This window comes from Marinobacterium sp. NO-S09 (genome assembly GCF_059179545.1).
The window spans coordinates 1,795,520-1,821,507 of record NZ_CP168954.1 but is presented as its reverse complement, the minus strand read 5'-3'; the positions used below and the strand labels follow the sequence as shown (position 1 = coordinate 1,821,507).

At 57.4% G+C, this 25,988-nt stretch carries 21 protein-coding genes; 6 read left to right on the top strand and 15 right to left on the bottom strand.

Annotation, left to right across the window (positions count from 1 at the left end):
- Window positions 1–92: 92 nt before the first annotated feature.
- Window positions 93–2,456: a cytochrome P450/oxidoreductase gene (locus tag O3C79_RS08460; RefSeq protein ID WP_494385575.1), complete on the bottom strand. Its 2,364-nt coding sequence runs from the start codon at window positions 2,454–2,456 to the stop codon at window positions 93–95.
- Between the two features lie 264 nt (window positions 2,457–2,720).
- Here O3C79_RS08460 and maiA point away from each other — a divergent pair, with 264 nt between their 5' ends.
- Window positions 2,721–3,359, top strand: a complete 639-nt coding sequence (gene maiA / locus O3C79_RS08455; protein ID WP_494385574.1) for a maleylacetoacetate isomerase — start codon at window positions 2,721–2,723, stop codon at window positions 3,357–3,359.
- A gap of 31 nt (window positions 3,360–3,390) precedes the next feature.
- Here maiA and O3C79_RS08450 read toward each other — a convergent pair whose 3' ends face one another.
- A complete protein-coding gene (locus O3C79_RS08450) occupies window positions 3,391–4,191 on the bottom strand; it encodes an IclR family transcriptional regulator (protein WP_494385573.1) in 801 nt (266 codons plus the stop codon).
- 172 nt (window positions 4,192–4,363) lie between these two features.
- On the opposite strand from O3C79_RS08450, the gene hmgA reads away from it, so the two are divergent.
- The 3 genes from hmgA to O3C79_RS08435 all read left to right on the top strand — a co-directional run bounded on the left by hmgA (window position 4,364) and on the right by O3C79_RS08435 (window position 8,141).
- On the top strand, window positions 4,364–5,662 hold the full coding sequence (gene hmgA, locus O3C79_RS08445; protein ID WP_494385572.1) for a homogentisate 1,2-dioxygenase: 1,299 nt from the start codon (window positions 4,364–4,366) through the stop codon (window positions 5,660–5,662).
- A 4-nt stretch (window positions 5,663–5,666) separates the two neighbouring features.
- Window positions 5,667–6,977 carry a fumarylacetoacetase gene (gene fahA, locus O3C79_RS08440; RefSeq protein WP_494385571.1) on the top strand — a complete coding sequence of 437 codons (1,311 nt, stop codon included), beginning with the start codon at window positions 5,667–5,669 and terminating at the stop codon, window positions 6,975–6,977.
- 249 nt (window positions 6,978–7,226) lie between these two features.
- Window positions 7,227–8,141, top strand: a complete 915-nt coding sequence (locus O3C79_RS08435; protein ID WP_494385570.1) for a LysR substrate-binding domain-containing protein — start codon at window positions 7,227–7,229, stop codon at window positions 8,139–8,141.
- 1 nt (window position 8,142) lies between these two features.
- On the opposite strand, the gene O3C79_RS08430 is transcribed toward O3C79_RS08435, so the two are convergent.
- The 6 genes from O3C79_RS08430 to O3C79_RS08405 all read right to left on the bottom strand — a co-directional run bounded on the left by O3C79_RS08430 (window position 8,143) and on the right by O3C79_RS08405 (window position 15,717).
- Window positions 8,143–8,790: an HAD family hydrolase gene (locus O3C79_RS08430; protein ID WP_494385569.1), complete on the bottom strand. Its 648-nt coding sequence runs from the start codon at window positions 8,788–8,790 to the stop codon at window positions 8,143–8,145.
- A gap of 88 nt (window positions 8,791–8,878) precedes the next feature.
- Window positions 8,879–10,939, bottom strand: a complete 2,061-nt coding sequence (locus tag O3C79_RS08425; RefSeq protein ID WP_494385568.1) for a dipeptide ABC transporter ATP-binding protein — start codon at window positions 10,937–10,939, stop codon at window positions 8,879–8,881.
- Window positions 10,936–11,829, bottom strand: a complete 894-nt coding sequence (locus O3C79_RS08420; protein ID WP_494385567.1) for an ABC transporter permease — start codon at window positions 11,827–11,829, stop codon at window positions 10,936–10,938. The genes O3C79_RS08425 and O3C79_RS08420 overlap by 4 nt, the downstream gene beginning before the upstream one ends.
- 10 nt (window positions 11,830–11,839) lie before the next feature.
- On the bottom strand, window positions 11,840–12,787 hold the full coding sequence (locus O3C79_RS08415; protein ID WP_010323905.1) for an ABC transporter permease: 948 nt from the start codon (window positions 12,785–12,787) through the stop codon (window positions 11,840–11,842).
- A 142-nt stretch (window positions 12,788–12,929) separates the two neighbouring features.
- Window positions 12,930–14,405: an ABC transporter substrate-binding protein gene (locus O3C79_RS08410; protein WP_494385566.1), complete on the bottom strand. Its 1,476-nt coding sequence runs from the start codon at window positions 14,403–14,405 to the stop codon at window positions 12,930–12,932.
- 55 nt (window positions 14,406–14,460) lie between these two features.
- Complete coding sequence (locus O3C79_RS08405) at window positions 14,461–15,717, bottom strand: alkaline phosphatase family protein (protein ID WP_494385565.1); 1,257 nt, start codon at window positions 15,715–15,717, stop codon at window positions 14,461–14,463.
- 563 nt (window positions 15,718–16,280) lie between these two features.
- On the opposite strand from O3C79_RS08405, the gene O3C79_RS08400 reads away from it, so the two are divergent.
- The gene (locus O3C79_RS08400) at window positions 16,281–17,192 is read left to right on the top strand and encodes a porin (protein WP_494385564.1); all 912 of its coding nucleotides are present in this window, start codon (window positions 16,281–16,283) and stop codon (window positions 17,190–17,192) included.
- Window positions 17,193–17,297: 105 nt separating this feature from the next.
- On the top strand, window positions 17,298–17,630 hold the full coding sequence (locus tag O3C79_RS08395) for a DMT family transporter (protein ID WP_494385563.1): 333 nt from the start codon (window positions 17,298–17,300) through the stop codon (window positions 17,628–17,630).
- A gap of 24 nt (window positions 17,631–17,654) precedes the next feature.
- Here the strand turns inward: O3C79_RS08395 and O3C79_RS08390 are convergent, their stop codons facing one another.
- The 7 genes from O3C79_RS08390 to O3C79_RS08360 form a co-directional block, all read right to left on the bottom strand.
- Window positions 17,655–18,584 carry an EamA family transporter gene (locus O3C79_RS08390; protein ID WP_494385562.1) on the bottom strand — a complete coding sequence of 310 codons (930 nt, stop codon included), beginning with the start codon at window positions 18,582–18,584 and terminating at the stop codon, window positions 17,655–17,657.
- Complete coding sequence (phnX, locus tag O3C79_RS08385; RefSeq protein ID WP_494385561.1) at window positions 18,536–19,372, bottom strand: phosphonoacetaldehyde hydrolase; 837 nt, start codon at window positions 19,370–19,372, stop codon at window positions 18,536–18,538. The genes O3C79_RS08390 and phnX overlap by 49 nt, the downstream gene beginning before the upstream one ends.
- 36 nt (window positions 19,373–19,408) lie before the next feature.
- A complete protein-coding gene (locus O3C79_RS08380) occupies window positions 19,409–20,551 on the bottom strand; it encodes a 2-aminoethylphosphonate--pyruvate transaminase (protein ID WP_494385560.1) in 1,143 nt (380 codons plus the stop codon).
- Between the two features lie 90 nt (window positions 20,552–20,641).
- Entirely contained in the window at window positions 20,642–22,336 is a 1,695-nt protein-coding gene (locus O3C79_RS08375; RefSeq protein WP_494385559.1) for a putative 2-aminoethylphosphonate ABC transporter permease subunit, read from the bottom strand.
- Window positions 22,336–23,499 carry a putative 2-aminoethylphosphonate ABC transporter ATP-binding protein gene (locus tag O3C79_RS08370; RefSeq protein ID WP_494385558.1) on the bottom strand — a complete coding sequence of 388 codons (1,164 nt, stop codon included), beginning with the start codon at window positions 23,497–23,499 and terminating at the stop codon, window positions 22,336–22,338. Before O3C79_RS08370 ends, O3C79_RS08375 begins: the two co-directional genes overlap by 1 nt.
- A 69-nt stretch (window positions 23,500–23,568) precedes the next feature.
- Window positions 23,569–24,585: a putative 2-aminoethylphosphonate ABC transporter substrate-binding protein gene (locus O3C79_RS08365; protein WP_494385557.1), complete on the bottom strand. Its 1,017-nt coding sequence runs from the start codon at window positions 24,583–24,585 to the stop codon at window positions 23,569–23,571.
- A gap of 114 nt (window positions 24,586–24,699) precedes the next feature.
- Window positions 24,700–25,932 (bottom strand): NAD(P)/FAD-dependent oxidoreductase, encoded by a 1,233-nt coding sequence (locus O3C79_RS08360; protein WP_494385556.1) that lies wholly within the window; start codon window positions 25,930–25,932, stop codon window positions 24,700–24,702.
- Window positions 25,933–25,988: the final 56 nt, after the last annotated feature.

Here is a 25,988-nt window from a genome sequence, read left to right as displayed (position 1 = left end):
ATAGGATGCTTATTGATCAGATACTGTTTAGCAGTTACTCATCGGGTTCCTATTCAAAAACGATCCTTTTTATAAAAACCTCCTGAATACACTCATAGTGCAATCTTTATTGATCGTGATTTAGCCCGTGAACAGCATGTCACCATGCGTTTGTTTTCAGCTTTTTCAGAGCGGGCCAAGACGTTATCTCGATGGTCGATATCACCTTCAAGCACTTCAACTTCACAGTTGCCGCACAGCCCTTCTTCACAATCACTTTCAACGTCCACCCCCGCAGCTTTGAGAGCACCAAGCGCGGTCTGACCGGGCTCAACCGTCACGACCATGCCTGAGTTGGCCAGCACAAGCTCAAAGGCTGTGTCATTGCTGGTATCGAAGGTTTCATGCTTGGCAGTAAAGTGCTCGAAGTGAAGAATGTTGTCGGACAGAGGCTCACACAGCTGCTCCAACGCTTCTATCATGCGGTCCGGGCCACAGACATAAATACGGGTATTCGCATCAGCCGTTGCTACCAGAGACTGTAGATCAGCACGCTTGGCTTCCGCTTTCGGATAGAGCTCAAATCGCCCGGCATGATCCTGCTCAATACGGTTCAGAAATGCCATGGAGGCACGGGCAGCACCCGCGTAGTGCAGGCAATAGTCCTTACCCAGTTCAGCCAACCTATCTGCCATGGTTAAAACCGGCGTAATCCCTATACCGCCGGCAATCAGAATATAGCGCTCGGCTTTTTCATCCAGCCTGAAATTGCTTTTCGGTCCTTTTATTTTAAGGGCGTCGCCTTTTTTGAGGCTATCATGAATATACTTGGAACCGCCTCGGCCACCCTCCTCTCGTAAAACAGCAATATCGAGGGTTTTACGGTCAGTGTTATAACCACATAATGAATACTTACGGGTATATTCACCCACCATCACATCAATATGTGCACCCGGTGACCATCTTGGAAATTCACTGCCGTCCTGATTCTTGAAGCTGATACCGATAACGTTGTCTGCTTCATGGCTGACCTGGTCAACGATGACGGAACGGTAAATATCCTCCTTTGATGGCGACCCGATTTTGATCGCCTCATGTGTCGCCAGAATCTCGGGATTTGTCTTTTCAGGATTCAGGCTGGCATCCCATTCTACAAACAGGTTTTCAGGGCCTCGGAAAGCGATGTTAGGCAGATACTTGAAGTCCTGATCAGGCACCAGTTGCATATGCGGCAGCCGTTTAGTCAGTTCTTCAAAAAAAATACACATCTCCATGCGTGCCAGGTTTTTGCCAAGGCATTGATGGCTGCCATAGCCGAAACTCAGGTGCTCTGATGCGTTGTCACGGAAGATATCGATGCTGTCCGGGTCTTCAAAATAACGTTCATCATGGTTTGCCGAAGAGTTCACGATCAGCAGTTTCCCGCCTTTGGGAATACTGACACCCCCTACTTCTGTATCTTCAAGCGCAACACGACGCCAGGCAACAATAGAACCCGAGTGTCTTAGACACTCTTCAACCGCCTGCGGAATCAGCGATGCATCCTGACAGATGCGATCCCAGGTCGTTTTATCTTCCAGCAACAAGCGCAGGGCATTGGCCGTGGCATGCGCAGTTGTCTCATGCGCCGCTACGATGCCCGCCATCATCATCGAATGCAGATAGGAGTCGGTTATGACTTCGGGCAGCTCCTTTTGGCGCCGGATCGCATATTCCATCCACCCGTTGCCGGATGGGTCTTCCCGCATCTTTTCCAGCACCTTGCCCGCATAGTTCCAGAATTTGCCCACTGAATCGGCCACTTTCAGCTGCTGATCGGGTGTGGGTCGTCCCCAAGTATTCACGGTGTGGGCAATGGAGTACTCACGCAGCTTCCCCATATCCTCTTCAGGAACACCGAGAAAATGCAGCGCCACCGTGAGCGGGATCTCCCACAGCATCTCGTTGACGAGGTCCGCGCTCCCCTTGTTGACGAAGCGGTCCACATATTCTCGCGTCAAACGGCGCACCATGGGCTCATGGTGCAACAGCTCTTCAGGGCTGAACGAAAACATCAGCGCACGCCTGCGCTCCAGGTGCGCGGGTTCGTCTTCGTTTACCAGGGTACGTGCCATGCCGTAGTTGTGTTGCTTCAAAATGGCATCGGCTTCGCTGGAGAACGGCGTAATTTTTTCCAGTGCGTTGGCGGGCGAAAAGACCCTGTTATCCCGAAAGACGGCCTTAACATCTTCGTAACGAGTTACCACCCAGTAGCCCAGTTTGGGGCTGAAAAACACCGGCTCAGCATCACGCGACCAGCGCAAAACTTCGGCCGGGTCTGCCTGATAGGAAGCCGCAAACGGATCAAAGGCCTCAGCATCAGACGAAACCGGGCAGCCTTTAGGGTCGGTGAACCGGGAGGACATTGCAGCTTTGGCGAACGGGCAAACACCGGCAGGCATTTCAGCTGCCTGAGTGTGATCAGTGTCTTTTTGCATGGGTACACCCTTATTATTTTACTTTTATCGATCACTTTATTCTTATTATCGAACAAAAGGCATACTAAACCCGCCCGTTCCAGTGAGTCAACGCAGCTGAGAAAGCCTGATCGCCACTGTTTCACCTGATGAGATTGGAGCTGACCTTCTATCCCAGGCACCCGGATTCCGAGTCGACTTGACACTCATCAATAAAACAGGATATTCCACTATACGTAAATTAATTACAACATGTGATATTTATTCCGACAGGATCTGCCCCTTATGGATCTCTATACCTACTACCGTTCAACCTCTTCCTATCGAGTCAGAATTGCCCTGGCACTCAAAAAGCTGGATTACCGGCAGCTTCCCGTGAACCTGATTGGCAATGGCGGAGAGCACCTGCAGCCGGCATACCGTGCGCTGAACCCACAAGGCAGAGTGCCGGCTCTGGTGACCGACAGTGATGACATCATTACGCAATCACCAGCCATTATTGAGTTTCTGGAAGAGCAGTACCCAAACCCGGCTTTACTGCCTGAAGACAAGGTCGAACGCGCCAAGCGCAGAGCAGTGGCAGCACTGATTGGCTGCGATATCCAGCCATTACACAACATGGCAGTTTTGAACCAGCTACGCGCACTGAATCTGTCCGAAGAACAGATTTCACAGTGGCTGGCGAAGTGGATTGGTGAGGGGCTGTTTGCAGTAGAACAGCTAATAGAGGACCAGGGGTTCTGTTTTGGTGAGCCTGGGCTTGCGGATGTATACCTGTTGCCGCAGTTGTACGCAGCACGCAGGTTCAATGTAGACCTGACCGCGCTGCCACGTATTTTACGTGTGGAGACATTGGCGCAGACACATCCCGCTTTTGTGGCTGCGCACCCTGACGCTCAGGCGGACAAGCCTCAGCCGGTATAACTCCAAACAGATGTCATACGGCAGCCTGTGGCTAGGGGCTGCCGGGCATTTCTCCATTCATGCGTTGCGTAATAGCATTGGCGGCTGCCTGCAACTTTATTGCATGAGGTCCTGTCAGCTCGGCATTAAAGCTGGGCTCTGCCCCTACCATTGTGATTACACCCGCCAGAGTGTTACCTGCAGAAAAAATCGGCGCAGACAGTGCGTTAACCCCTGACATCAACAAGCCATGAACGGCATGCATGCCTTGCGAGCGGATGTGTGTTAACTGCTGTTCCAACTCATCTGCACCGGGCGCCATCGGTGTCTCCAGCTCCTGCTCCAGCAACGGCTGCGTATCAGCCTTGGGCAGGTATGCACTGAATACAAGCCCGGTGGAGGAACTGAGCAAGGGCAACACTGACCCTACTTGAGTAACAACGGTAATTGCACGTGCCGGTTTCTCGACATGAATTACCGACGGGCCCTGATTACCCCACAGCGCCAGGAAACAGGTTTCATTGAACTCATCACGCAGCTCAATGAGCTTAGGCAAGGCTTCTCTGGCCACATCCAGACTGCGCACGGCTGCCATCCCCACGAACAATGCCTCCCGCCCAAGGCAGTAATGCCCGGTCGCAGGATCCTGCTCTGCGAAATCACTGGCGATCAAGGCTTGCAGGTAACGATGCACCTTACTGGCGGGCATACCCAAATGCTGTGCCAGCTTTGACAGGGATGTTGATGGGCTCAGATCTGCCAGGCCTTTCAAAATATCGGTAGCAATCTGGGCTGACTGTACTTTCTGCCGGCGCGGAGCACTCCCGGACTTCTCTTCAACTTCTACTGCCAATGTGTGTCCTCTCTAACTGTCTACGAGTCTTCATCAATCGGTGGAATCGTCTGGCCGAGCAAACAAACCGCGCACCAATTCTAAAGCATTCCACGCCCCTTGACCCGAAGCCACCATGTAATTACGCTTAACGTAATATGTTTACGCATTAATAAAAAAAAGCGAGACAACGATGGAACCCAGAACTTCAGAACTCAGCTATTTGAGTGGTTTCGGCAATCATTTCAGCAGTGAAGCCCTGCCTGGCGCCCTGCCCCTGGCACAGAACTCGCCCCAGAAGGCCCCTTATGGTCTTTATGCAGAACAACTGTCCGGTACTGCTTTCACTGTGCCTCGCGCCGAAATGCGACGCACCTGGATGTACCGAATCAAGCCTTCTGCCAGCCACGGCCAGTTCACTCGTCTTGCACAACAGATCGCAGGTAGCGCACCGGGCCCGGTAAATCCCAACCGATTACGTTGGAGTCCGCCTGAGATTCCTGCCGAGGGTAAGGATTTCCTGGAAGGCCTGTCCTGCCTGGCAGCCACAGCACACCCGGAGCAGGCATCGGGTATCAGCATCTATGTGTACGCCGCCAGTCGATCCATGCAGCGAGCGTTTTTCAATGCGGATGGTGAATGCCTGATCGTGCCGGAATCGGGCACCCTTCTAATCACCACGGAGATGGGTCTTCTTGAGGTCGCTCCGCTTCAAGTCGCCGTGATTCCCAGAGGCATCAAGTTCCGCGTTGAGCTGACCGGCAGCTCGGCACGTGGCTATATGTGCGAAAACCACGGCACGCCACTGCGTATCCCGGATTTGGGACCGATTGGCAGCAATGGTCTGGCTAACCCGCGGGACTTTGAAGCCCCCGTTGCGGCCTATGAAGATAGCGAGAATGAGACTGAACTGGTGCAGAAGTTCTGTGGTGAACTCTGGTCAACACAGCTGGATCATTCGCCGTTTAACGTAGTCGCCTGGCACGGTAACCACGTGCCCTACCGCTATGACCTGCGCCATTTCAACACCATGAACACGGTCAGCTACGATCATCCGGACCCGTCCATCTTTACTGTACTGACCTCTCCAGGCGCTGTACCGGGACAAGCTAACGTTGATTTCGTGATTTTCCCGCCACGCTGGATGGTGGCTGAAAACACCTTCCGCCCGCCCTGGTTCCACCGCAATTTGATGAACGAATTCATGGGGCTGATTGAAGGCGAGTACGATGCCAAGGCAGGCGGCTTCCTGCCCGGTGGCGCCTCCCTGCATAACTGTATGAGCGCACACGGCCCGGATAACGCCAGCACCAAACAGGCGATCGAAGCCGAGCTCAAACCGCAACGCTACGAAAACACTATGGCTTTCATGTTTGAAAGCGGTCAGGTACTGCGTCCCACCGAATTTGCGCTGGACTCTCCCTTGCTGCAGCAGGGCTATGATCAGTGCTGGTCCGGTATGGCGAAAACCTTTGACCCGACAGGAGTCTGATTTAATGAGTAACCCAACGACTACAACTACAACCAGCTGGATCAATTCAGCAAATGGACACCCCGATTTCCCGCTCCAGAACCTGCCGCTGGGCATTTTCAGCCTCAACGGCGATACCCCGCGCGGCGGCGTTGCCATCGGCGATCAGGTATTGGATATCAAGGCAGCCGTTGAGCTGGGGCTGCTTGAAGGAGAAGCGTCTACAGCCGCCAAGGCTGCCAGTGAAGCGAGCCTGAACCACTTCTTTTCGTTAAGCGCAGCAACACGCAAGGCATTTAGAGCCGCACTGACGAACCTGCTGCAGGACGGCAGTACTGACAAACCCCGTATCGAGCAGTCGCAGGCAAGCCTGCTTCACCCGCAGGACAAATGCACCATGCACCTGCCCGCGTCCATTGGCGACTACACCGACTTTTACGTCGGTATTCATCACGCCAACAATGTAGGCAAACTGTTCCGGCCTGATAACCCCCTGCTCCCCAACTACAAGCACGTGCCTATCGGTTACCACGGACGTGCCTCATCCATCGTCAATACTGGCACCGATATTACGCGCCCCAGGGGACAAACCTGCCCGCCAGGCGCCGACGCACCCCAGTTTGGGCCAAGCAAACGGCTGGACTTTGAACTGGAACTGGGTATCTGGATTGGTACGGGAAATGAGATGGGACAGCCTATCCCCATCAGCGATGCGCCTGAGCATTTTGCCGGCCTGTGCCTGCTGAATGACTGGTCGGCGCGTGATATTCAGGCTTGGGAATATCAACCGCTGGGCCCGTTCCTGGCGAAAAACTTCGCCAGCACGCTGTCCCCCTGGGTTATTACGGCAGAAGCACTGGAGCCCTTCCGGACTGCACAACCGGCTCGCCCTGAAGGCGACCCTCAGCCTTTGCCCTATCTACTGGACCAGAAAGACCAGCAACTGGGCGCCTTCGACATTCAGCTTGAAGTACTGTTGTGTACCGAGAAAATGCGCAACGAAGGCATGGCGCCTGTGAGCATCTCAGTCAGCAACAGTTTGAACATGTACTGGAGCGTAGCCCAGATGATCGCTCACCACACCGTGGGTGGCTGCAACCTCAGGCCCGGAGACCTGTTGGGGTCTGGCACTATTTCCGGCCCGGAGCCCAGCCAGCTTGGCAGCATGCTGGAACTGACCGAAGGCGGAAAGTCATCCATTGAGCTGCCTTCAGGCGAATCACGCACCTTCCTGGAAGATGGGGACGAAGTCATCCTGACCGGACGCTGCTGCAAGGACGGTTATCCGTCCATCGGCTTTGGTGAATGCCGCGGCATTATCAAACCGGCTGTTTGAGTCGTAGATGTTCACTGAGGTACCCCAAAATCTGGGGCACCTCAGTGCCCCCCCCTGACGATGTCCATCCGCAAAGGCAGACTTTGCCTTAAGCAACGCGCCAACGACGTCCCACCCTCGATTCATGTTACCTTTGAACGCTGTTTCAACCCTGCAACAGCCACGACATATTTGGCTGCTATAAGTACTTGTCTACTGCCCGCCACCTGCTCAATTCATGGCGGACAGACCTGCTTGATCGAGTACCCTATGAAACACAATCCAAGACCCCTCCCCCCACTGAAAGCCTTGAAGTGCTTTGAAGCCGCTGCCCGTCTGCGCAGCCTCACCCGCGCTGCTGAAGAGCTGTATGTCACCCAGGGCGCCATCAGCCAGCAGGTCAAACTGCTGGAGGAATATCTCGATACGCAGCTGTTTATCCGCAAACCGCGCAAACTTGAATTGACCGATGCCGCCCGCGCCTACCTGCCGGTGCTGGTGGAAGCGTTCAACATTCTCCAGTCCGGCACCAATGAATTGTTTGGCTCAGACCACCGTGCTTTGCTGACGGTAAAATGTGGCAGCAGCTTTCTGCAGCGATGGCTGATGCCCCGCCTCACCAGTTTCTATGAGCAGCATCCGGGCATTCGCCTGCGCCTGATGTCAGCGGTCTGGCCATCGCAGGATGAAGTGGAAGAAGCGGATATCGAAATCTCCAACGGCTACGGCAACTGGAGTGGCATGCAGGTGGAGCGTATGACGCGGGAACACCTGGTGGTAGTCGGCAGCCCCGATTTTCTGGAGCGCTACCCGGTCACCGAAGATGCCATGAAGATTCTGCAGGTGCCGCTAATCACCATCATTGGTGAAAAGGAAAACTGGCAGCAATGGTTCCGCCAGCAAGGCCTGGCCAACCTGATGCCCATGCCCGTACTGGAATGCGATACCAGTACCGCCGCCTTTGACGCTGCCTGCAACGGAATCGGCCTGCTGCTGGCCCGCAGTTTTAATCTCAAGCCCCTGATCGATGACGGCAAGCTGGTTCAGGCGCACCCTTTCACCCTCAAGGCCTCGGGGGCGCATTACCTGGTACTGCCCAACAAACCGCCCTCACCCAAGGTGATCGCCTTCCGCGATTGGCTGCAGGCGACGCTGGAGCGGGAGGAGCAGTATATTCGGCGCTGACTTACCAGTTCACTCGTGCCCAACCGCGTTCTGTGCACACTGCGGCCAATTTTGCATCAGGGCTGACGCCCACGGGATTATCGACCTGCTCCAGCAGCGGCAGGTCGTTATGGGAATCGGAGTAGAACCAGCTGCCTTCGGTGTTTTCGCCCTGCTGCTCCAGCCAGCGATTCAGATGCAACACCTTTCCCTCTTGATAACAGATAGGCCCGTCAGCCCGACCGGTAATACGGTCATTTTCCAGCTCAATACGAACACCAATAGCCTCGTCGATACCCAGGTGGGCCGCAATGGGCTCGACCAGAAAATCGATTGAGGCCGAGATCACCAGACAGCGATCACCACAGGCTTTATGACGGCGGATATTTTCCACTGCGGATGGACGGATAAGGGGCTGTACGTATTCCCGGATAAACAGATCCACTTCCTGAGTCGCTTCGGCTAATGTCTGGCCAAGATGTGGGCGTAACTGCAGCGCTACATAATCATGCATGTCCAGCTGGCCCTGATGGTAGAGGCAGTCCAGGTGTTTGGCATCGTCCATGATCACAGGGTCGGTCAGGCCAAGGTCGATCAAGAACTGCAGCCACAACAGTGAGCAGTCAGCATTGATCAGGGTTTCATCCAGGTCGTAGATAGCCAAAGGCATGGAGGTTTCCTTTACGTTTACAGGGGGCTTTGAATAGCGGGTTTGGCCCGGCAGCTGAGCTGGCCGGGCTTGTTCGGACAGTGAGGGATCAGGCATTAGCGGCCTTAATCAGCTGCGGCCGGTCAATCAATGTGGCCAGCGCACCCAGCTCCAGATGGCAGCGAATGCGGTTACCCTGATGGGCCTGCCAGGGCGGCAGCTGTTCCTTGCAGCGGGGTTCCGCCAATGGACAGCGACGCTGGTAGGCACAGCCGCGCGCAGGCGGATGCTGTTCGGGGCTGTCATCACCCGCAATAACGGGCTGATGATCGGGGTCCGGTTCCAGCACCGCATTCATCAGCGTCCGCGTATAAGGATGGTGATGACCGGTGAATACTTCACTCACCGGCCCAACCTGACAGAGCCGGCCTTGATAAAGCACCGCCACCTGATCAGCAATCGCCTTAACCACTGCCAGATCATGGGCGATGAACAGATAGGTCACGCCACGCTGTTGCTGCAGCTCCTTGAGCAGTTTCAGCACCGCCGCCTGTACTGAGACATCCAGCGCCGAGGTCACCTCGTCGCAGAGAATCAGGTCCGGTTCGCCGGCGAAACAACGGGCAATCGCCACGCGCTGCTTTTCACCACCCGAGAGCTGGCCCGGCATGCGGTCCAGATAATGTGGTGCCAGGCGAACCAGCGCCAACAGCTCAGCGGCCTTGTCGCGACAGGCATCATGGTTGAGGCCGAAGTAGAGGCGAAGTGGCTGCTGCAGAATTTCGAACACCGTGTGGCGCGGGTTCAGCGAGGCATCGGGGTTCTGGAAGATCATCTGCACCCGGCGTGTCAGCGCCTTGCTGCGCTGCTCAACTGGTTGGTTCAGGTCATCCTGCTTGAGCCGGATCTGGCCACTTCGGGCCGGATGAATGCCGCTGATGGCGCGCATGATGGTGGACTTTCCGCTGCCAGATTCGCCCACCAGTGCCAGCGTTTCACCCCTGTTCAGCTGCAGGTCGACACCATCAACCGTGGCTACCGGTGCCGGTCGCTGCAGCCAGGCGTCAATCAACCCCGGACGGTGGTAACTGATCTGCACCTGCTCCAGCAGCAACAGGGGTTCATCCGTGCTCTGTACCGGCAATGACACCACATTAGACGCAGCCTCAGTCTGCTCAAGATGCCCCAACAGATGACAGCGAACCTGATGGCCGGCCAACGCCGTCATGGGTGCATTCTGCTCACTGCAAATCGGCTGCGCATGAGAACAGCGGCTGGCAAAGGCGCAGCCCTGAGTGATCGAGCCCACCTTGGGCGGGTAGCCCGGCAGCGACGGCGGCAGGCCTTCGGCATCGAGACGCGGGATGGCGTTGAGCAATGCCCGGGTATAGGGGTGAGTCGGTTGCAGCAGCACCTCACGACTGCAGCCCAGCTCAATCACCTCACCGGCATACATCACCGCGATACGGTCGCTCATGCGAGCGACTGCGCCGAGATCGTGACTGACGAACACCATCGCCATGCCCAGCTCCTGACGCAGGGTGCGCAACAGCTCCAGGATATGCGCCTGGGTCGTCACGTCCAGGCCTGTGGTGGGCTCATCCAGAATCAGCAGCTCCGGCTGACCCGCCAGTGCCATAGCCACGGCCACGCGCTGTTGCTGGCCACCGGAGAGCTGGTGCGGGTAGCGCTCCAGCATGGACTCGGGCGCGGGCAGTCGCACCTGCCGCAGCAATTCGATGGCACGCTGGCGCCACTGGCTACTGGGCAACCCGGAATGCAGTTTCAGCGCCTCATAGAGCTGGGCATAGATCTTCAGCGTCGGCGTCAGTGACTGACCGGCGTTCTGTGGAATCAAACCGATGCGGCCGCCGCGCAGCGACTGTAGTGACTGCGGCTTGAGTGCAAAGAGGTCCTGATCATGGAAACGGATAGCGCCATTCTGTACCTGAGAACCGGAACGCAGGAAGGCCATCATGGCCAGCGCCAGGGTACTTTTGCCACAGCCGGACTCACCGACTAATCCCAGCGCTTCACCAGGCGCGACCTTCAGGCTGACATTGCGCAGCACGCTAACCAGCCGCCCTTCTGCGTTGGTGTATCCGAGACTGAAGGTGTCTACTTCAAGCATGGGTGTCATTTTCGTGTTCATGGTCTGGGGTTCACTCATACGGGAGCCTTGGCGCGATCGAGACCAATCGCCTTGGCCAGTGCATCTGCGGTCAGGTTGATGCTGATAATCAGCGTGGACAGGGCCAATGCCGGGAAAATCACCGCCCAGGGAGCGATGGAGATCATGCCGCGGCTGTCGGCGATCATCAGGCCCCAGTCCGGCGTCGGCGGCACCACGCCGAAACCTAGGAAGGAAAGCGAGCTGAATGCCAGTAGCATCCAGGCCCAGCGCATGGCCGCTTCCACCAGTAGTGCATCGAGCACGTTGGGCAGTAATTCACGTACCACGATGGTCAGGCGAGACTCGCCGCGGGTACGGGCGGCAATTACAAAGTCACGCGGAACGTATTCCAGCGTGGCGCCACGCACCACGCGCACCACGGCGATGCCGAAGAAGAAGCCGAGGGTCAGCACCAGGGTCCAGGTCTGCTGCCCCATCAATGCGATCACCAGCAGCAGGAACAACAGCCAGGGGATGGCCAACAGCGCATCGATAAAGCGCATCACCCAGGCATCCATGCGACCGCCGACAAAGCCCAGTGTCATGCCAACCAGACCACCCCAGCCCACGGCCAGCAAAGTACCCAGCAGGGTTACGGTAATGGCTTCGCGCCCACCCATCATCGTACGGCTGAGCAGATCTCGACCCATATGGTCGGTACCAAACCAGAACGCCTCACTGGGTGGCTGCAGAATTTGATAGCCATCCTGCAGGGTCCAGTCATAAGGGGCCAGCCAGGGGGCCAGCAGCGCCATCAACAGGTGTAGAGTCAGCATGCTCAACCCGATCATGCCTGAGGGCGAGTGACGCAGGTTGCTCCAGACCTGGCGCCAGCGGGACCCCGGTTTGGCAACCTGCGTGTTCATATCCATTGTGATTGCAGTCATCAGGTTTCTCCTAGCGGGCCGTTCGCAGGCGCGGGTTCAGCGCCAGTGACGACAGGTCGGCGAGCAGGTTGCACAGCACGTAGACCGTGGCCAGGATCAGTGCGATCGCCTGTACCAGCGGCAGGTCGCGGTCGTAGATGGCGCGGATCATCAGGGTGCCGATGCCGGGATAGTTGAATACCTGCTCGATGATCACCGCACCGCCGAGCAGCCAGGCCACGGTCAGTGCGATAATGTTGATGGTCGGCAACATCGCCGATGGCAATGCATGCAGGCAGACGATGCGCCAGAAGGGCACCCCCTTGAGTCGGGCCATCTGCACGAAATCACTGGCCATCACATCGATCATGGCCGAGCGCACCATGCGCAGGATGTGCGCCATCATCACCAGCGCCAGGGTGATCATCGGCAGCACGATATTGGGTAGCAGCTCGCTCACCGGTGCGTTATGGCGCACCGTTGTGACCGCCGGGAACCACTGCAGCTGGATCGAGAAGATCAACACCAGTACCGTGGCGGTGACGAATTCGGGGATAGTCATGGCGAAGATGGACCCGCCGGAGATCAGCACATCGGCGGCACGGTCCCGCCGCAGCGCCGCGATGACACCCAGGAAAATCGCCAGCGGAATGCCGATGACGGCAGCGCCCAGCGCCAGCACGGCGGTGTTGCGCATGCGGGTAGCAACCAGGTCGTTGATCGGCTTGTCGCGCTTGAGCGAGGTGCCAAGACTGCCCTGCAACACGCCCGTGCCCCAATCGGCAAAGCGCTGCAGCGCCGGTTGATCGAGGTTGCGAGCCTGACGGCAGTTTTCCAGCCGGGTACCTTGAGCATCACGCCCAAGGTAAGCGGTACAAACATCGCCGGGCAGCGCCTCGGTGATGGAGAAGACCAGTACACAGACGGTCAACAGGGTGAACAGGGCCATGGCAAGCCGCTGCAGAATCAGTTTCAGCATAGGTCGTGTGTCGCTTGATTGTGCGGTACGTCGGAAGCCCTCTGCAAAACGGCAAGTGCGGAAGCTGGTTTGCAGAGGGCCCGACATAAAAACCTGCGGGCTGCTCGTGTCGAGCGGAACCCGCAGGTGTGTCAGTGGCGGCTTATTCCACGTCCACCTTGTGCCAGCGGATGGAGAACTGCTCCACCGGATCCAGGCCAGTCACATTGCTGCGCAGTGCGCGGGTCTGGTTCAGGTGATAGGGAATCAGCTCTCCGCCCTCTTCCCACAGAATGGTCTGCAGCTTGGCGTACAACGCCTTGCGCTGTTCAAAGTCCAGCTCGGAACGGGCATCGTCGAGCGCCTGGTCAAACGCAGGATTATCGAAGAAGGTTTCGTTCCAGGCGGAACCGGAGCGGAAGGCTTCATTCAGAATCTGGTCAGCCGGGCGCTGTGACCAGCGGGAGGCGGAGGCCGGGTGCTTCATCCAGACATCGCTCCAGTACCCATCGGACGGCACCATGTTCAGGTTGACCTTGATGCCGGCCTTGGCGGCCTGCTGCTGGTACACCTCGATCATGTGGATCCATTCCGGCTCGTTGTCGGCGGCGCTGATCGTCACTTCGACGCCGTTCGGGAAACCGGCCTCGGCCAGCAGCTTTTTGGCGCCTTCGATATCCTGAGCGCAGTCGATCTCGGTACGGTACTGGTCACCGGACCAGACGGGATGGTCGCAGGTGATGACGCCTGCTTCAGCGCCGGATACCAGTGTCATCATCTCCTGGCGATCAACCACCATACGAAGCGCCTTGCGCACCCTGGGATCATCCAGCGGGGCCATGTCTGTGCGGAAAGCCAAACCGCGCCATTCACCGGTGGCGATGGTCTGCAGCTTGAACTGCGGATTGTTCTGGAACAGGCGTTTCTGCTGAGCAGTGATGCTCTGCTCCAGGTCCACCTGACCAGCCATCAGCGCCTGCACTCGGGCCTGGGAATCAGGGATACCGATCAACTCGGCGCCGTCGGCAGCGGGTGCCCCTTCCCAGTAATAGGGATTAGCCACCAGTACGGTAGTGCCTTCAGAGTCCAGCTCTTCCAGCATGAACGGGCCGGAGCCGATACCTGTCTTGGCGATGTTGTCACCACTGCCTTCCGGGATGATGCGGACGCGGTAGTCCATCAGCAGCAACGGCAGGTCGGCATGGGGTGCGGACAGTTTGATCTCGAAACGCTGGTCATCCAGTACATTGACCTCGCTGATAATGCCGAGCACCGCAGCCACCGGCGAATCGATCTCGGGATCATTTATACGTTCCAGGGTGTACTTGACGTCTGCGGCGGTCAGGTCGGAGCCATCATGGAACTTGACGCCCTTGCGCAGGGTGAGGGTCCAGGTCTTGGCATCGGCTGAGGCGGACCACTCGGTGGCCAGTTCCGGGCTCGGCTGACCGTCCTGACCCTGACGGATCAGGCGGGAGTACAACATCTGGTTGGCTTCGAAGAAGCGGCTCGGCGAGATCGGGTCCAGTGACTCGGCGCCGGCGTAGCCGACATCATGACCGAGACGGATGGTGCCGGCGGTCGCGACAGTGCTGGCCAGAGCGGAGGCCATTACCAGAGAGGTCATCAGCTGTTTCATCAGGGTGTCCTGCTTGTGTGAATCAAATGAATTTCAGGGTTGATCGAAGCGCGACTCAGGCCGCGCTGGTTTCAGCTGCACCGCTCAACAGCGAGCGTGCGGCCCAGGGTGTTTCAATGCCGAGTATGTCGGCCAGGGTTGGCGCAAAACGGATGCAATCCGCGACGCCCAATTTCTGCTGCGGGATATCGGGGCCGCTGAAAATACAGAAGCGGTCGTCGGCCTCGGAGCCCGGGCGCATGCCGTGGTTGGAGACATACTTGGAGGGGCCGTAGAGGCCCTCGGTGCCGGGAACCGCAGCCTCGAAGCTGATCTCGGAGCCTTCCGGCACGACAAAGGCGAGCAGTTGGTCGCGCAACTCGGCGGGCATGAAGTCAGTCGACCAGGGCTCCATGCCTTCGCCGATCAGGACATCGGTGACATGCTTGGCTTCGGTTTCATTCTTTGGATTAACCATCAGCACGGCGCCTTCGCTGGACCAGACCACTCCGTCACCGAGCAGGCGGTCTACATATAGCCCCTTGGGCATAGGCGCGTGGCCGTGATCGCTGCAGATGGCGAAGTTGTAATGCTGCAGCACACCTGACTGTTCCAGTCGCGTCAGCAAAGTACCGATCTGGGCGTCGGCGGTGCGCAGTGACCAGCGGGTCAGGTCGTGATCGGCGCCGTACTTGTGCAGGTAATAGTCGGTGATGGCGATCTCCAGCAAGATGAAGTCCGGTGCCTGCTCGGAAGTCGCCAGGCCGGCAGCCAGATCCAGCAGTTGCTGATCCGCCAGCATGCCCAGCTGCAGCTTGTGTGCTTCGGAGTGGTTGGGCGCTACCACCGTTTCGGCATTGAGCGCCGCCAGGCGGCCTTCAGGGTCATGGGTACCGGCGGCGCGCAGCCAGCCTTCATCGGCCGGTTCCGGCGTCGCGTCCTTGCCGCGCATCAGCATTTCGTCTGCCCACCAGGGGCCAACATGGAGGCTGCAGTCTTCGGGACGCACCATGCCATAACCCAGGTTGGCCACATCCAGCCCTTGTTTCCGGGCGAGAGCGGGCAAAGTGTCGACCCGTACGTCATAGGGGTTGGCCCAGCGGAAGCCGTCTTCGCTCCAGATCTGGTTGCCATAGATGCCGTGATCGGCCGGGGCTACGCCGGCAATCATCGAGGTGCGTCCGGGGCAGGAGGTACCGCACATCTCTGGGCGCAACGCGGACAGCTGGGTGCCCGTATTGGCCAAGCGGTCCAGGTTAGGCAGGTGCTTGCGATAGTGTTCAAAATGATCGGCGCTGATACCGTCGATCATGATCATAATAAGTTTGCCCATAATGCTGCTTCCGGGTGCTTGAAATTGGATGCGGCAAGGTTAGGAATGGGCTGTGTCAAAAAGATGATAAAAAACGGTAATATGCGGGAGTTTTTCAGGGCTTTGGATTAGAAAATCTAATACCACCTCTATTCGAACGATTCGGGCACCAAATAAGTCACTGAATAATCAAACGATTATGTCTGCTGGCCATGCTTCTTCCCTGCCTTTTCGAATCCCTCTATGCAGAGCGCTTAGCGCTCAAACATTAAATTAATATTGCACAAAAATGTCGAAAATATTTATTTTTGTACCTCCGGTACTGTTTTAACGGCGGAACCTCATATTTCTCGGTGAATTCAGTAAAGGCCGAGTTTTTCTATTACATCATTTCGTTTTTCTCCGTTTTCAAACCTGCCTTCCCAGCTCAAGAATGCGCCCCGAGTCAGGCCTGAAGCGAGACCTCCTCTTCATTCTCAAGCGGCCCAGCGGCCGCTTTTTTTCAACCTGACTCCCAACGGATACCTGACACAAGGTATCGCGGATTCCAAACGACATTTTGACCAACCGAGCGAATGACAACGATGAAACAACAACTGATCAGCCTGGCAATCGCAAGCGCAGTAATGGCTCCAATGACAGCGCAGGCGGTCGAAATCGCCGATACCGGCGTCGACTTCTACGGCAGCCTGCGCATTATGCTGGAGCATGCCGAATACGCTGATGACACCGAATACAAGGATGCCTCCTCCCGTATCGGGCTTAAGGGCGAGCGCGACCTCGGTGATGGCCTCAAGGCATTTGCCAAATATGAGGTTGCGGTAAACCTGGACAACGAAGGCGATACCCTCGGCGACATGCGCTACGGCTATCTGGGCCTGAGCGGTGACTGGGGTGCCATCTCAGGTGGCAAGGTTGCTTCACCCTTTTATGATGCAGTCGGCTACTACGGCGATTACATGTGGTGGGATTCCGCGCCGGTGTACTACACCCTGGATGGCGGTTCTCGTATCGGACAGTCAGCCCTGTATGAAAGCCCTGACCTGGCCGGTCTGAAGCTGAAAGCCCTGGTGCAAATTGATGACGACGATAATGGTGAAGAAGGTCAGCATCAGCTCGGCGCCAACTACAGCCTGGGCAACCTGACACTGGGCGCCGCTTATACCGACGCCGCCAACGACAAGGATATCTTCGGCCTGTCAGCGGCCTGGTCCGGCAATGGCTACTACATCAACGGTGCCTGGATGGACCGCGAAGACACAGGCTCCGGTTTTGATGCTCTTATCGGTGTGCCTGCCGGCAAGAACCTGTTCACCCTCGGCCTCTCCAGCCTGGATGACGACGCCAACGCTGACTTCGATGCCGTTATCCTGGCCTTCCAGCGCAACCTGCATAAAGACGTGCTGATCTGGGTTGAAGCCATGGCCTGGGATGGAAGCCTGTATGGCACTGAAGATTCCAATGTCATTAACCTGGGTATGAACTTTAATTTCTAACCCGTCTGGTTTTTACAAGGAGGCTAACGCCTCCTTTCTATGTCTACCGCCCAAGATCTAAAGGTATAATTCCGCAGCCACACACCCAACAAGGCCCCTCTGAACATGAAGTACTGGCTCTTCTTATCCATCGCCATCGTGTCTGAAGTCGTTGCGACCTCAGCACTCAAATCCAGCGAAGGTTTCTCTCGCCTCGTGCCTTCTGCAGTCGTCGTGTTCGGCTACCTGCTGGCGTTCTACTTCCTGTCGCTGACGCTAAAAGCCATTCCGATCGGGATCGCGTACGCCATCTGGGCCGGTATCGGGATCGTACTGATCGCGCTGGTAGGCTGGTGGCTTTATGGCCAGAAACTAGATCTGGCAGCGATTATCGGCATGGGGTTGATTCTGGCCGGCGTGGCGGTGATCAACCTGTTTTCCACCTCGGGCGGGCACTGAGCAATCTGGCCACCGTTGCTGCCATCACAGCGAAACCAACACCAGACCCAGCAACATAACACCCAGCCCCTGTAACCGAGGCAGGCTGATACTCTCACGCAGCCAGAACACGCCGATCAGTACACCCAACGGGATGCTCACCTGGCGCAGGGCTACCACATAACTGACTTCGCTCACCATGGACATGCTGACCAGAATCAGCAGGTAGGTGCCGATGATGAAACTGCCTGCCAGCAGGGTCCAGCCGAAGTCAGGCACGGCTCTCAGCGACTCGCCAAAGCCCCAGCGGATCAGCGGCAACATCCACAGCAGACAGGCGGCGGCCTGCAGAACGACGAAGCTGCTGCCTGCTGCAAAGGCGCTCATGCCCTGCTGTTTCATCAGCTGAATCGCGGCACTGTCCAACACCGAGTAACCGGCGGTCGCACAGGCGGCCAGCAAGACCCAGCGAATCGCGGGGGTAGAATAGTCCCGCCAGTGCCAGTCTCGCCAACGGCTCAGCGGCAGGGCCAGCGACCCCAGCATGATCAAGGCCATCCCGACCAGATCCTGGGTCATGAGCTGGCTCTTCCCATAACTCAGGAACACCACCAGCGGCACAATCAACACGGGCAAGGCTCGGGCAAGGGGGTACACAATATTCAGGTTGCCACGGCCATACGCTTTGGCCAGCCCAGTCATATAGAGGGTCTGGCACAAACCTGAAGCCAACAGCAGGTACCAGAAGTCAGCCGGTAAATGGCTGATATCCGTCCAGGTCAGCAGCAGCAACGGGCTGAACACCAGCATACCCAGCCCCATGGCCCAGGCATAAAAACGCACCGTCTGAGCGGTGCGTTTTCCGATCAGGTTCCAGCCCGCATGCAGCAGAGCTGAAACCAGAATCAAGCCAATGGCAGTGGGTGTCACGGCTTCTCGCCCATGGCGAGGCGCGCGGCGATCTCTTCCAGACACGGGATCACATCAGCGATGCTGTCGATGACGTAGTGGGCACCGCTGCCGATCATGCGCTGGTAGGCTGCAGTACGGCGGAGCTCCTGCTCCTCGGTGCTCAGCGCCTGCCAATCTTCCAGGCTCATGCCGACTTCGTTACCGCTGACAGCAACGCCTATGGTCCACATGCCCGCATTCAGACCTTCCTCAATACCGGTCAGGGTATCGTCGATTTTGATGCAGGCGCAGAGGTGCTGCACGCCCAGGTCCATGGCATTTTTCAGGCTCATGTGCGGGTATGGACGGCCCTTGGGCACTTCAGTGGCGCAGACATTGCTGTCCGGTGTGTAGCCCTGCTCGGCAGCTCGCGCCAACAGCCCTTCAATCATGGTCGAGGCATAACCGGTGTTGCCACCAATGCGGATCTCGTTGGCACGCATCCAGTCCAGTGCTTCGGTCAGCCCGGGAATCAGATCCGCGGTCTGGGCGATGGCATCAATCTGCAGGGGTACGAAGTCATCGTACATGCGGTCGATATCCGCTGCTGTCGGGTACTCCCCTTTCACCTCTTTCCAGGCATCACGAATACGCGGGTGAGCACACAGCTGACGGATATGTTCACGCTTCTCGGTTCCCATGGGACCACGGGCTTCAGCTTCGCTGATCGGCAGGCCTTCTTCGGCGAAAAGGCGCTGGAAGGCTCGGATTGGCGCCATGGACCCAAAGTCCACGGTGGTTCCGGCCCAGTCCATGATCACGGCTTCAATGGGGCCGACATAGCGGCGTTCAAACTGATATTTCGGGGTCATCGGGTTGCTCCAGTTAGCTGGTAAGTCAGACGTTGATCAGGCCGGCACGGCTTCCAGTGCATGCGCCGGTGTACCATCGGCAATCTTCATCTCGGCGAGTACCGCTTCGACAGCGGCCAGCACGGCATCAATCTGTTCATCGTAAAGCTGGCCAATACAGCCCAGGCGGAAGCTTTCCGCTTCGGTCAATTTGCCCGGGTAGATGATGAAGCCACGCGCTTTCATGCGGTCGTAGAAGGCCTGGAAATCGAAGTTTTCATGACCCGGCGAGAAGAAAGTAATGATGATTGGTGATAGCCATTCATCACTGAGCAGGGTCTCGAAACCGAGCTGACGCATACCTGCCACCAGACGTTGCTGGTTACGCTGATAGCGCGCATGGCGACCGGCAATACCGCCCTCTTCCGCGTGCTCTTTCAGCGCCTGCAGGAATGCCGCCACCACGTGTGTCGGCGGCGTGTAGCGCCACTGGCCGGTCTTGGCCAGGTACTGCCACTGGTCCAGCAGATCCATGCTCAACGAGTGGGCATTCCCCTTGGACGCTTCCAGCGCGCTCTGACGGATCAGACTGAAGCCGAAACCGGGCACACCTTCAAAGCATTTGTTGGCCGACGAAATCAGGGCATCAAACTGAACCCTTTTGGAACTGATCGGTACCGCACCGAAGGCACTCATGGAGTCGATGATCAGGCGACGCCCCTGGCGCGCCACTACCTCGGCAAGCTCTTCCACCGGGTTGAGGATGCCGGAGCTGGTTTCACAATGAACCACAGCCACATGTGTGATTGCGGGATCCGCGGCCAGTATCGCTTCCACTTCAGAGGCGCGCGGGGGCTCATAGTCACCCTTGTCCAGCGCCACGTATTCACGGCCAAGGTAGTCCATGATCTTGCCCATGCGCTGACCATAGGCACCATTCATCAGGATCAGCAGCTTGCCGTCCTTCGGGACCAGCGTCGCCAGAGTCGCTTCCACGGCGAAGGTACCCGACCCCTGCATGGGCACGCAGACGTGGCTGTCTTCGCCATCAATCAGCTCGACCAGACGCTGGCACAGCTGCGCCGTCATGGCACGGAAGTCACCGTCCCAGGACCCCCAGTCCTGCAGCATCGCCTGTTTTACGCTCAGGGTGGTGGTGATCGGTCCGGGAGTCAGCAGATAGGGCTGTTCAGTTTTCATCTCGTTCTCTCTTTCTGGTATAGACCAGTATTTCAAAGCAAAATTTTTTCGTCTGTCAGTTATATGGGCGCCGTGAAGCGCCCCGTCTGATCAGCGCTGACGCCAGCGCTGGGTGCGTTGCAAAATCTGGTGGCTGATCATCCAGTGCAGGCCTTTGGCAACCAGTGAAGTCAGCATCAGCAGTACCGCCATGGCGGCTGCCGGCGCGATATCCCCTGCCTCATCCATATGCATGACCGCAACCGATGCCAGGGTCGTATCCGATGAGTAGAGAAACACAACGGCTGATACCGTGGTCATGGCGTTCACAAACAGGTATACCGAAATATCCAGTACCGATGGCAGTGCCAGCGGCAGGGTCACCCGGCGCAAGGTGGTGTAAAACGGCACTTTCAGGGACGCCGATACCGCCTCGAACTCGTTGTCGATCTGCTTCAGGCTGGTCGTGGCAGTCAGGTGACACACGGTATAGAAATGCACCACCGTATTGAGCACCAGAATCGCCATGGTGCCGTAGATGCCGTTCATCGGGTTGTCGGGGTGATTGAAGAAGAAGATATAGGCCAGGCCCAGTACGATGCCCGGTACCGCCATTGGCAGCATGGCCAACAACTGCAACAGACGACGTGCAAACGGCATCAGCTTGATCTTTTCGTTCATGTACGCCACCAGGAATACCACGGCGGTACCAATCACCGCTGTCCAGGCCGACATCTGCAGGGAGTTGAAATAGGACGCCCAACCACCGCCATCCATCATGTCAAAGCGGTAGTTATTGAGTGACAACTCCATGTTGTAGGGCCAGAAGGTGATGAAGGAGGCGTAGACTGCCATACCGATCACCAGCAGCAGGAAGCCGCATACCAGAGCACAGAACAGTGTCAGCAGCGCATCACGCAGCGGCGATTTATGCGGTTGCAGGGGCACCGCACGGGAGGTCAGCAATGCGGACTGGCGACGCTGCACACGGCGTTCCACGGCAAAGGAGATCAGTGCCGGCAACAGCAGCACCACGCTCACTACCGCACCCATCTGGAAGTTCTGCTGCCCCACTACCTGTTTGTAGATATCAGTAGCCAGCACGTTGTACTGCCCACCAATCACCTTGGCGACACCGAAGTCGGTGATGGTCAGGGTGAAGATCACGAAGATGGTGTTGATCAGGCCATAACGCACCGACGGCAGCGTCACGGTCAGAAATACCCGCCAGGGCGGTGTTTTCATCGATTTGGCGGCTTCGTACAGGCGTGCGTCGCTGTTACTGAACGCCGTGATCAGGATCATCAGCGCATGCGGGAAGGCCCAGAAGCTCAAGCCGATCACAATACCGACAGGCCCGTAGATACTCTCGACCGGCAACCAGTCCTTGAGAATGCCCTGGTTACCGAACAGGTAGATCATGCTCAGTGCCGGCAGTAGTGAAGGTGCAAACAGCGGCAGCATGGTGACCAGACGGAACGTCTTCTTGCCCGCCATATCACTGCGGGTCAGTGCGTAGGCAAAAACAAAGGCAATGGAGACCACGATAAAGGTGGTCCAGAGCGCGATGGTAATCGAGTTCAGAATCGACTGGGTCAGCGCCGGGTTATCAAAGTAGGCAATAAAATTGTGCAGGCCGATAAACTCGCCGGCACCATTTTGCAGGCTTTTCACCAGCATGGTGAGCAGCGGCGCCAGCAGGGCAAGCAGCAGAAACAGGACGCCCAGGCTGATCACGAGCCGCTGCAACCAGCTCTCGGAATCAAAACTGCGACGGGCTGCCATTGTCAGGGTGTTCGACATCATCAGGCTCCTGCCACCTGCATCGCAGCCAGGCCCATATCCGGTGCCGAACGGCTAACACTGGGCTTGCTCTGGTTCAGGTGCTGTGCCGGGTAGAACTTCAGATCCTTTTCCGGAATGCTTAACCAGAGTGACTGGCCAATGCTGGCGTTCAGCTGTGCATGCTGTTCAACCGCCACATCGACATGAACGCAGGGCAGCTCTTCATCCAGACACATTTCCAGACGAACAAAGGGTCCCATGAACTGGATCTGATCCAGACGCGCTTCAAACAGCAGGTTTTCATCACGGTTCACGCCCCAGGGGCCATCCAGCAGCTGGACACTCTCGGGGCGGAAGCCCAGCGTACCCTCATCACAGGCCGGCAGAACCATCGGTGTCTGCACCTCCTTACGGCCCAGCATCAGGCTGCGCGGACCAAGCACACGTGCCGGCATCAGGTTCATGCTACCGACGAAACGGGCGACGAACTCGGTGGCCGGCTTTTGGTAGATCTCTTCAGGTGTACCGATCTGGGCGATGCGACCATGATCCATGACCACAATGCGGTCCGCCATGGTCAAGGCTTCATCCTGATCATGGGTCACCATAATGGTGGTGATGCCCAGTTTACGTTGCAGGGCACAGATCTCCTGGCGCAGGTGCAGGCGCACACGTGCATCCAGGGCGGAGAGCGGTTCATCCAGCAACAGCAAACCCGGTTCGGTGGCCAATGCACGCGCCAGTGCGACACGCTGCTGCTGACCACCGGAGAGCTGACCGGGATACTTGTTGCCGATATCCGGCAGGTCGATCTGCTCAAGCAGGGCTTTTACTCGCTGCTGACGCTCACTGCGCGGCATTTTCATATTGGCCAGACCGTAGGCGATGTTTTCGCTCACGGTCAGGTTGGGAAAGAGTGCATAAGACTGGAACACAATGCCGAAATCTCGCTGCTGCGGCGGCAATGTGGAAATATCGCGATCAGATTGAACAATGCGCCCCTCTTCCTGCAACTCAAGGCCGGCAATGGCTCGCAACAAGGTGGTTTTGCCGCAACCGGACGGGCCCAGGAAGCAGACAAACTCGCCTTCCTTGATCGCCAGTGAAATATCATCCAGTGCGGTAAAGCTGCCAAAGGACTTGCGCAGATGCTCGATCTGCAGGTAGTGGGTTGAATGCGTCATGTTCAGTCTCCGTAAAAAAAGCGGGAGGGCTGCTGTCGCAACCCTCCGTGTGTAACGAACCGTGGCGGCTTAGTTTTTCGGTTCGCTCTTGCCGTCGTAACGCTGCTGCCATTCCTTGAGAATGCGTGAGCGGTTTACGGCAGCCCATTCGAAATCGTTGTCGATCATGCGATCGGCAATATCGCTCGGGTAGTTCGGTACCGGCTTGGCAACACCCGGCATGGCCACAACGGCGTAGCTGCCGTTATAAAGCGTGTTGGCATCCTTGGTGACCGCCCAGTCCATCAGGGTCTTGGCGGCATCCATTTTGTCGCTGCCCTTGATGATGGCAGCCGCTTCCATATCCCAGCCCAGGCCTTCAGACGGGAATGCCAGATCGATCGGCGCGCCCTTGTTGATCAGCTTGGCGCCACGGTAGGCGAAGGAGATACCGATCGGGGTTTCACCGGCGGCGGCCATTTTGCAGGGCTTGGAACCGGAGTGGGTGTAACGGTCGATGTTCTGGTGCAGGTCGTCCATGAACTTCCAGCCGTCTTCTTCACCGAAGGTCTGCAGCCAGCTGGCTACGTCCAGGTAACCGGTACCGGAGGAGTTCGGGTTCGGCATGACCAGATGGCCCTGGTATACCGGCTTGGTCAGGTCTTTCCAGCTGGTCGGCATCGGCAGGTCGTGCTTTTCGGCTTCGATGCGGTTGTAGCAAACGGATGCAACCCAGGCATCCATACCGATCCAGGACGGAGTGTCATCCTTGTCGACGAACTGAGTGCTCAGCTGCTCAACACCGGCCGGTTTGTACGGCTGCAGCATGCCTTCGCCTTTCAGAACCAGCAGACTGGTGGCTGCCAGACCCAGAACAGCGTCGGCCTGAGGGTTGTCTTTCTCGGCCAGCAGGCGCGCAGTGATAATACCGGTGGAGTCGCGTACCCAACGGATCTTCACATCCGGGTTGGCGCTTTCAAAGGCTTTGGCGTAGGACTTGAGCTGATCCGCTTCCAGCGCAGTGTAAACAGTCAGTTCTGTTGCAGCCTGGGCACCGGTAGCAGTCAGAGCAACGGCAGCAGCCAGCAGAGTCTTTTTCAGTTTCATCGTGCGGTCCTTTTACTTGATAGATGCGTAGAGAGTGCGTGTTTCAACTGGTCTATACCAAACAATTCTTACAGCGCTCTGTTGCAGAACAATGAATGAAATGTTGCATGTTTTTTAACCGGACTTTTTTTGGCTGCGCGCCAGGGCACAGCGCACGCGAAATTCTTCAGCGAAGGGATCGACGGAACCGAATCGGTCCAGCTTGAACGGCGCAGCATCACAGAAGGTATCGCGCCCCAGTGCCAGCTCCGCCAGTAAACGACCGATACCGCCCGACAACGCGATGCCGCCACCGGAACAGCCGGTGCCGACCAACAGACCGGGAATATGAGTGGTATCGATCAGGGGCTTGCCGTCCGGGGTATAACTGGAAACACCGGTCAGGTAATGCGCGACACCCAGATGCTCGATGGCCGGAAATACGGCTGCCAGATCCCCCCAACCCGCTTCCAGGCACTCCCAGCCATCCGGGTCACAGTTGAACAGATAGCCATGGATATCCTTGGGGAGGTTGGCAGGGTCACCGTATACCGCCTGCTGGTCACGCAAACCAAACAGCAGCCCGCCCACTTCCGGGCGTGCATAGGCGTTAATATCCGGCAGGATGACCATGGGCGAATCAGTGGGAAAAAGCTCTGTATTATCTTCAGTAATCCAGTAATGACTGCGCACCGGAGCCATGGCCAGATGAACACCCTGCTCTGCCAACAGCCTTGTCGCCCAGGGGCCTGCGCAGCAGATAAGGGTGCCTGCCGGCATGGGGCCCTGGCTGGTGTGAGCACCCACAATCTTTCCCTGCTCCATGATCAGGGACTCGACACGGCAGTTCTGCACCACCTCAACGCCAAGCCTACGGGCCGCCGACACATAGCCCTGTGCCAGCTGTACCGGATCCATATAGCCATCATCTGCCACAAACAGCGCTTCGCTATGCTGATCAGGTGCCAGCCAGGGTGCACGCTGCTTGATCTGCTCGGGGCCGAGACGTTCAGGTGAAAGGCCCAAAGATGCGGCCGTAGCCTCAGTGTCCTGCAGGTAAGTTTTGCCTGTTTCTGCCGTCGCCAGGTGCAGACTGCCGACCTGGCGCAAGGGCAAAGACTGCTCCAGCACCTGATCAAGCTGATCAATGGCGCTGAAGGTCTCGGCGACCAGTGCGGCCATGGCCGGATCCGGTCGTACTCGGGTCAGCAGCGCGGCCGCCTGGCTGGTGGTGGCGCTGGCCAGTAGTCCAGCCTCGACCAGGCGAATACGAGTACCTGCCGGGGCCTGCTGCGCCAATGACCAGGCGGTAGCGGCACCCAGGATGCCGCCACCGATAATTAGATAATCTGAGGATGGGAACTGCATTATCTCTGCTCCAATCTGGTATATACCAGATTATGGAGTGGTAAAATGACAGTGCA

What these genes read in the sequence shown, in the direction of transcription:
- O3C79_RS08460 (WP_494385575.1), bottom strand. Translation starts at nt 2,456, where the DNA reads ATGCAAAAAGACACTGATCACACTCAGGCAGCTGAAATGCCTGCCGGT.
- maiA (WP_494385574.1), top strand. Translation starts at nt 2,721, where the DNA reads ATGGATCTCTATACCTACTACCGTTCAACCTCTTCCTATCGAGTCAGA.
- hmgA (WP_494385572.1), top strand. Translation starts at nt 4,364, where the DNA reads ATGGAACCCAGAACTTCAGAACTCAGCTATTTGAGTGGTTTCGGCAAT.
- fahA (WP_494385571.1), top strand. Translation starts at nt 5,667, where the DNA reads ATGAGTAACCCAACGACTACAACTACAACCAGCTGGATCAATTCAGCA.
- O3C79_RS08435 (WP_494385570.1), top strand. Translation starts at nt 7,227, where the DNA reads ATGAAACACAATCCAAGACCCCTCCCCCCACTGAAAGCCTTGAAGTGC.
- O3C79_RS08430 (WP_494385569.1), bottom strand. Translation starts at nt 8,790, where the DNA reads ATGCCTTTGGCTATCTACGACCTGGATGAAACCCTGATCAATGCTGAC.
- O3C79_RS08425 (WP_494385568.1), bottom strand. Translation starts at nt 10,939, where the DNA reads ATGAGTGAACCCCAGACCATGAACACGAAAATGACACCCATGCTTGAA.
- O3C79_RS08420 (WP_494385567.1), bottom strand. Translation starts at nt 11,829, where the DNA reads ATGACTGCAATCACAATGGATATGAACACGCAGGTTGCCAAACCGGGG.
- O3C79_RS08415 (WP_010323905.1), bottom strand. Translation starts at nt 12,787, where the DNA reads ATGCTGAAACTGATTCTGCAGCGGCTTGCCATGGCCCTGTTCACCCTG.
- O3C79_RS08410 (WP_494385566.1), bottom strand. Translation starts at nt 14,405, where the DNA reads ATGAAACAGCTGATGACCTCTCTGGTAATGGCCTCCGCTCTGGCCAGC.
- O3C79_RS08405 (WP_494385565.1), bottom strand. Translation starts at nt 15,717, where the DNA reads ATGGGCAAACTTATTATGATCATGATCGACGGTATCAGCGCCGATCAT.
- O3C79_RS08400 (WP_494385564.1), top strand. Translation starts at nt 16,281, where the DNA reads ATGAAACAACAACTGATCAGCCTGGCAATCGCAAGCGCAGTAATGGCT.
- O3C79_RS08395 (WP_494385563.1), top strand. Translation starts at nt 17,298, where the DNA reads ATGAAGTACTGGCTCTTCTTATCCATCGCCATCGTGTCTGAAGTCGTT.
- phnX (WP_494385561.1), bottom strand. Translation starts at nt 19,372, where the DNA reads ATGACCCCGAAATATCAGTTTGAACGCCGCTATGTCGGCCCCATTGAA.
- O3C79_RS08380 (WP_494385560.1), bottom strand. Translation starts at nt 20,551, where the DNA reads ATGAAAACTGAACAGCCCTATCTGCTGACTCCCGGACCGATCACCACC.
- O3C79_RS08375 (WP_494385559.1), bottom strand. Translation starts at nt 22,336, where the DNA reads ATGATGTCGAACACCCTGACAATGGCAGCCCGTCGCAGTTTTGATTCC.
- O3C79_RS08370 (WP_494385558.1), bottom strand. Translation starts at nt 23,499, where the DNA reads ATGACGCATTCAACCCACTACCTGCAGATCGAGCATCTGCGCAAGTCC.
- O3C79_RS08365 (WP_494385557.1), bottom strand. Translation starts at nt 24,585, where the DNA reads ATGAAACTGAAAAAGACTCTGCTGGCTGCTGCCGTTGCTCTGACTGCT.
- O3C79_RS08360 (WP_494385556.1), bottom strand. Translation starts at nt 25,932, where the DNA reads ATGCAGTTCCCATCCTCAGATTATCTAATTATCGGTGGCGGCATCCTG.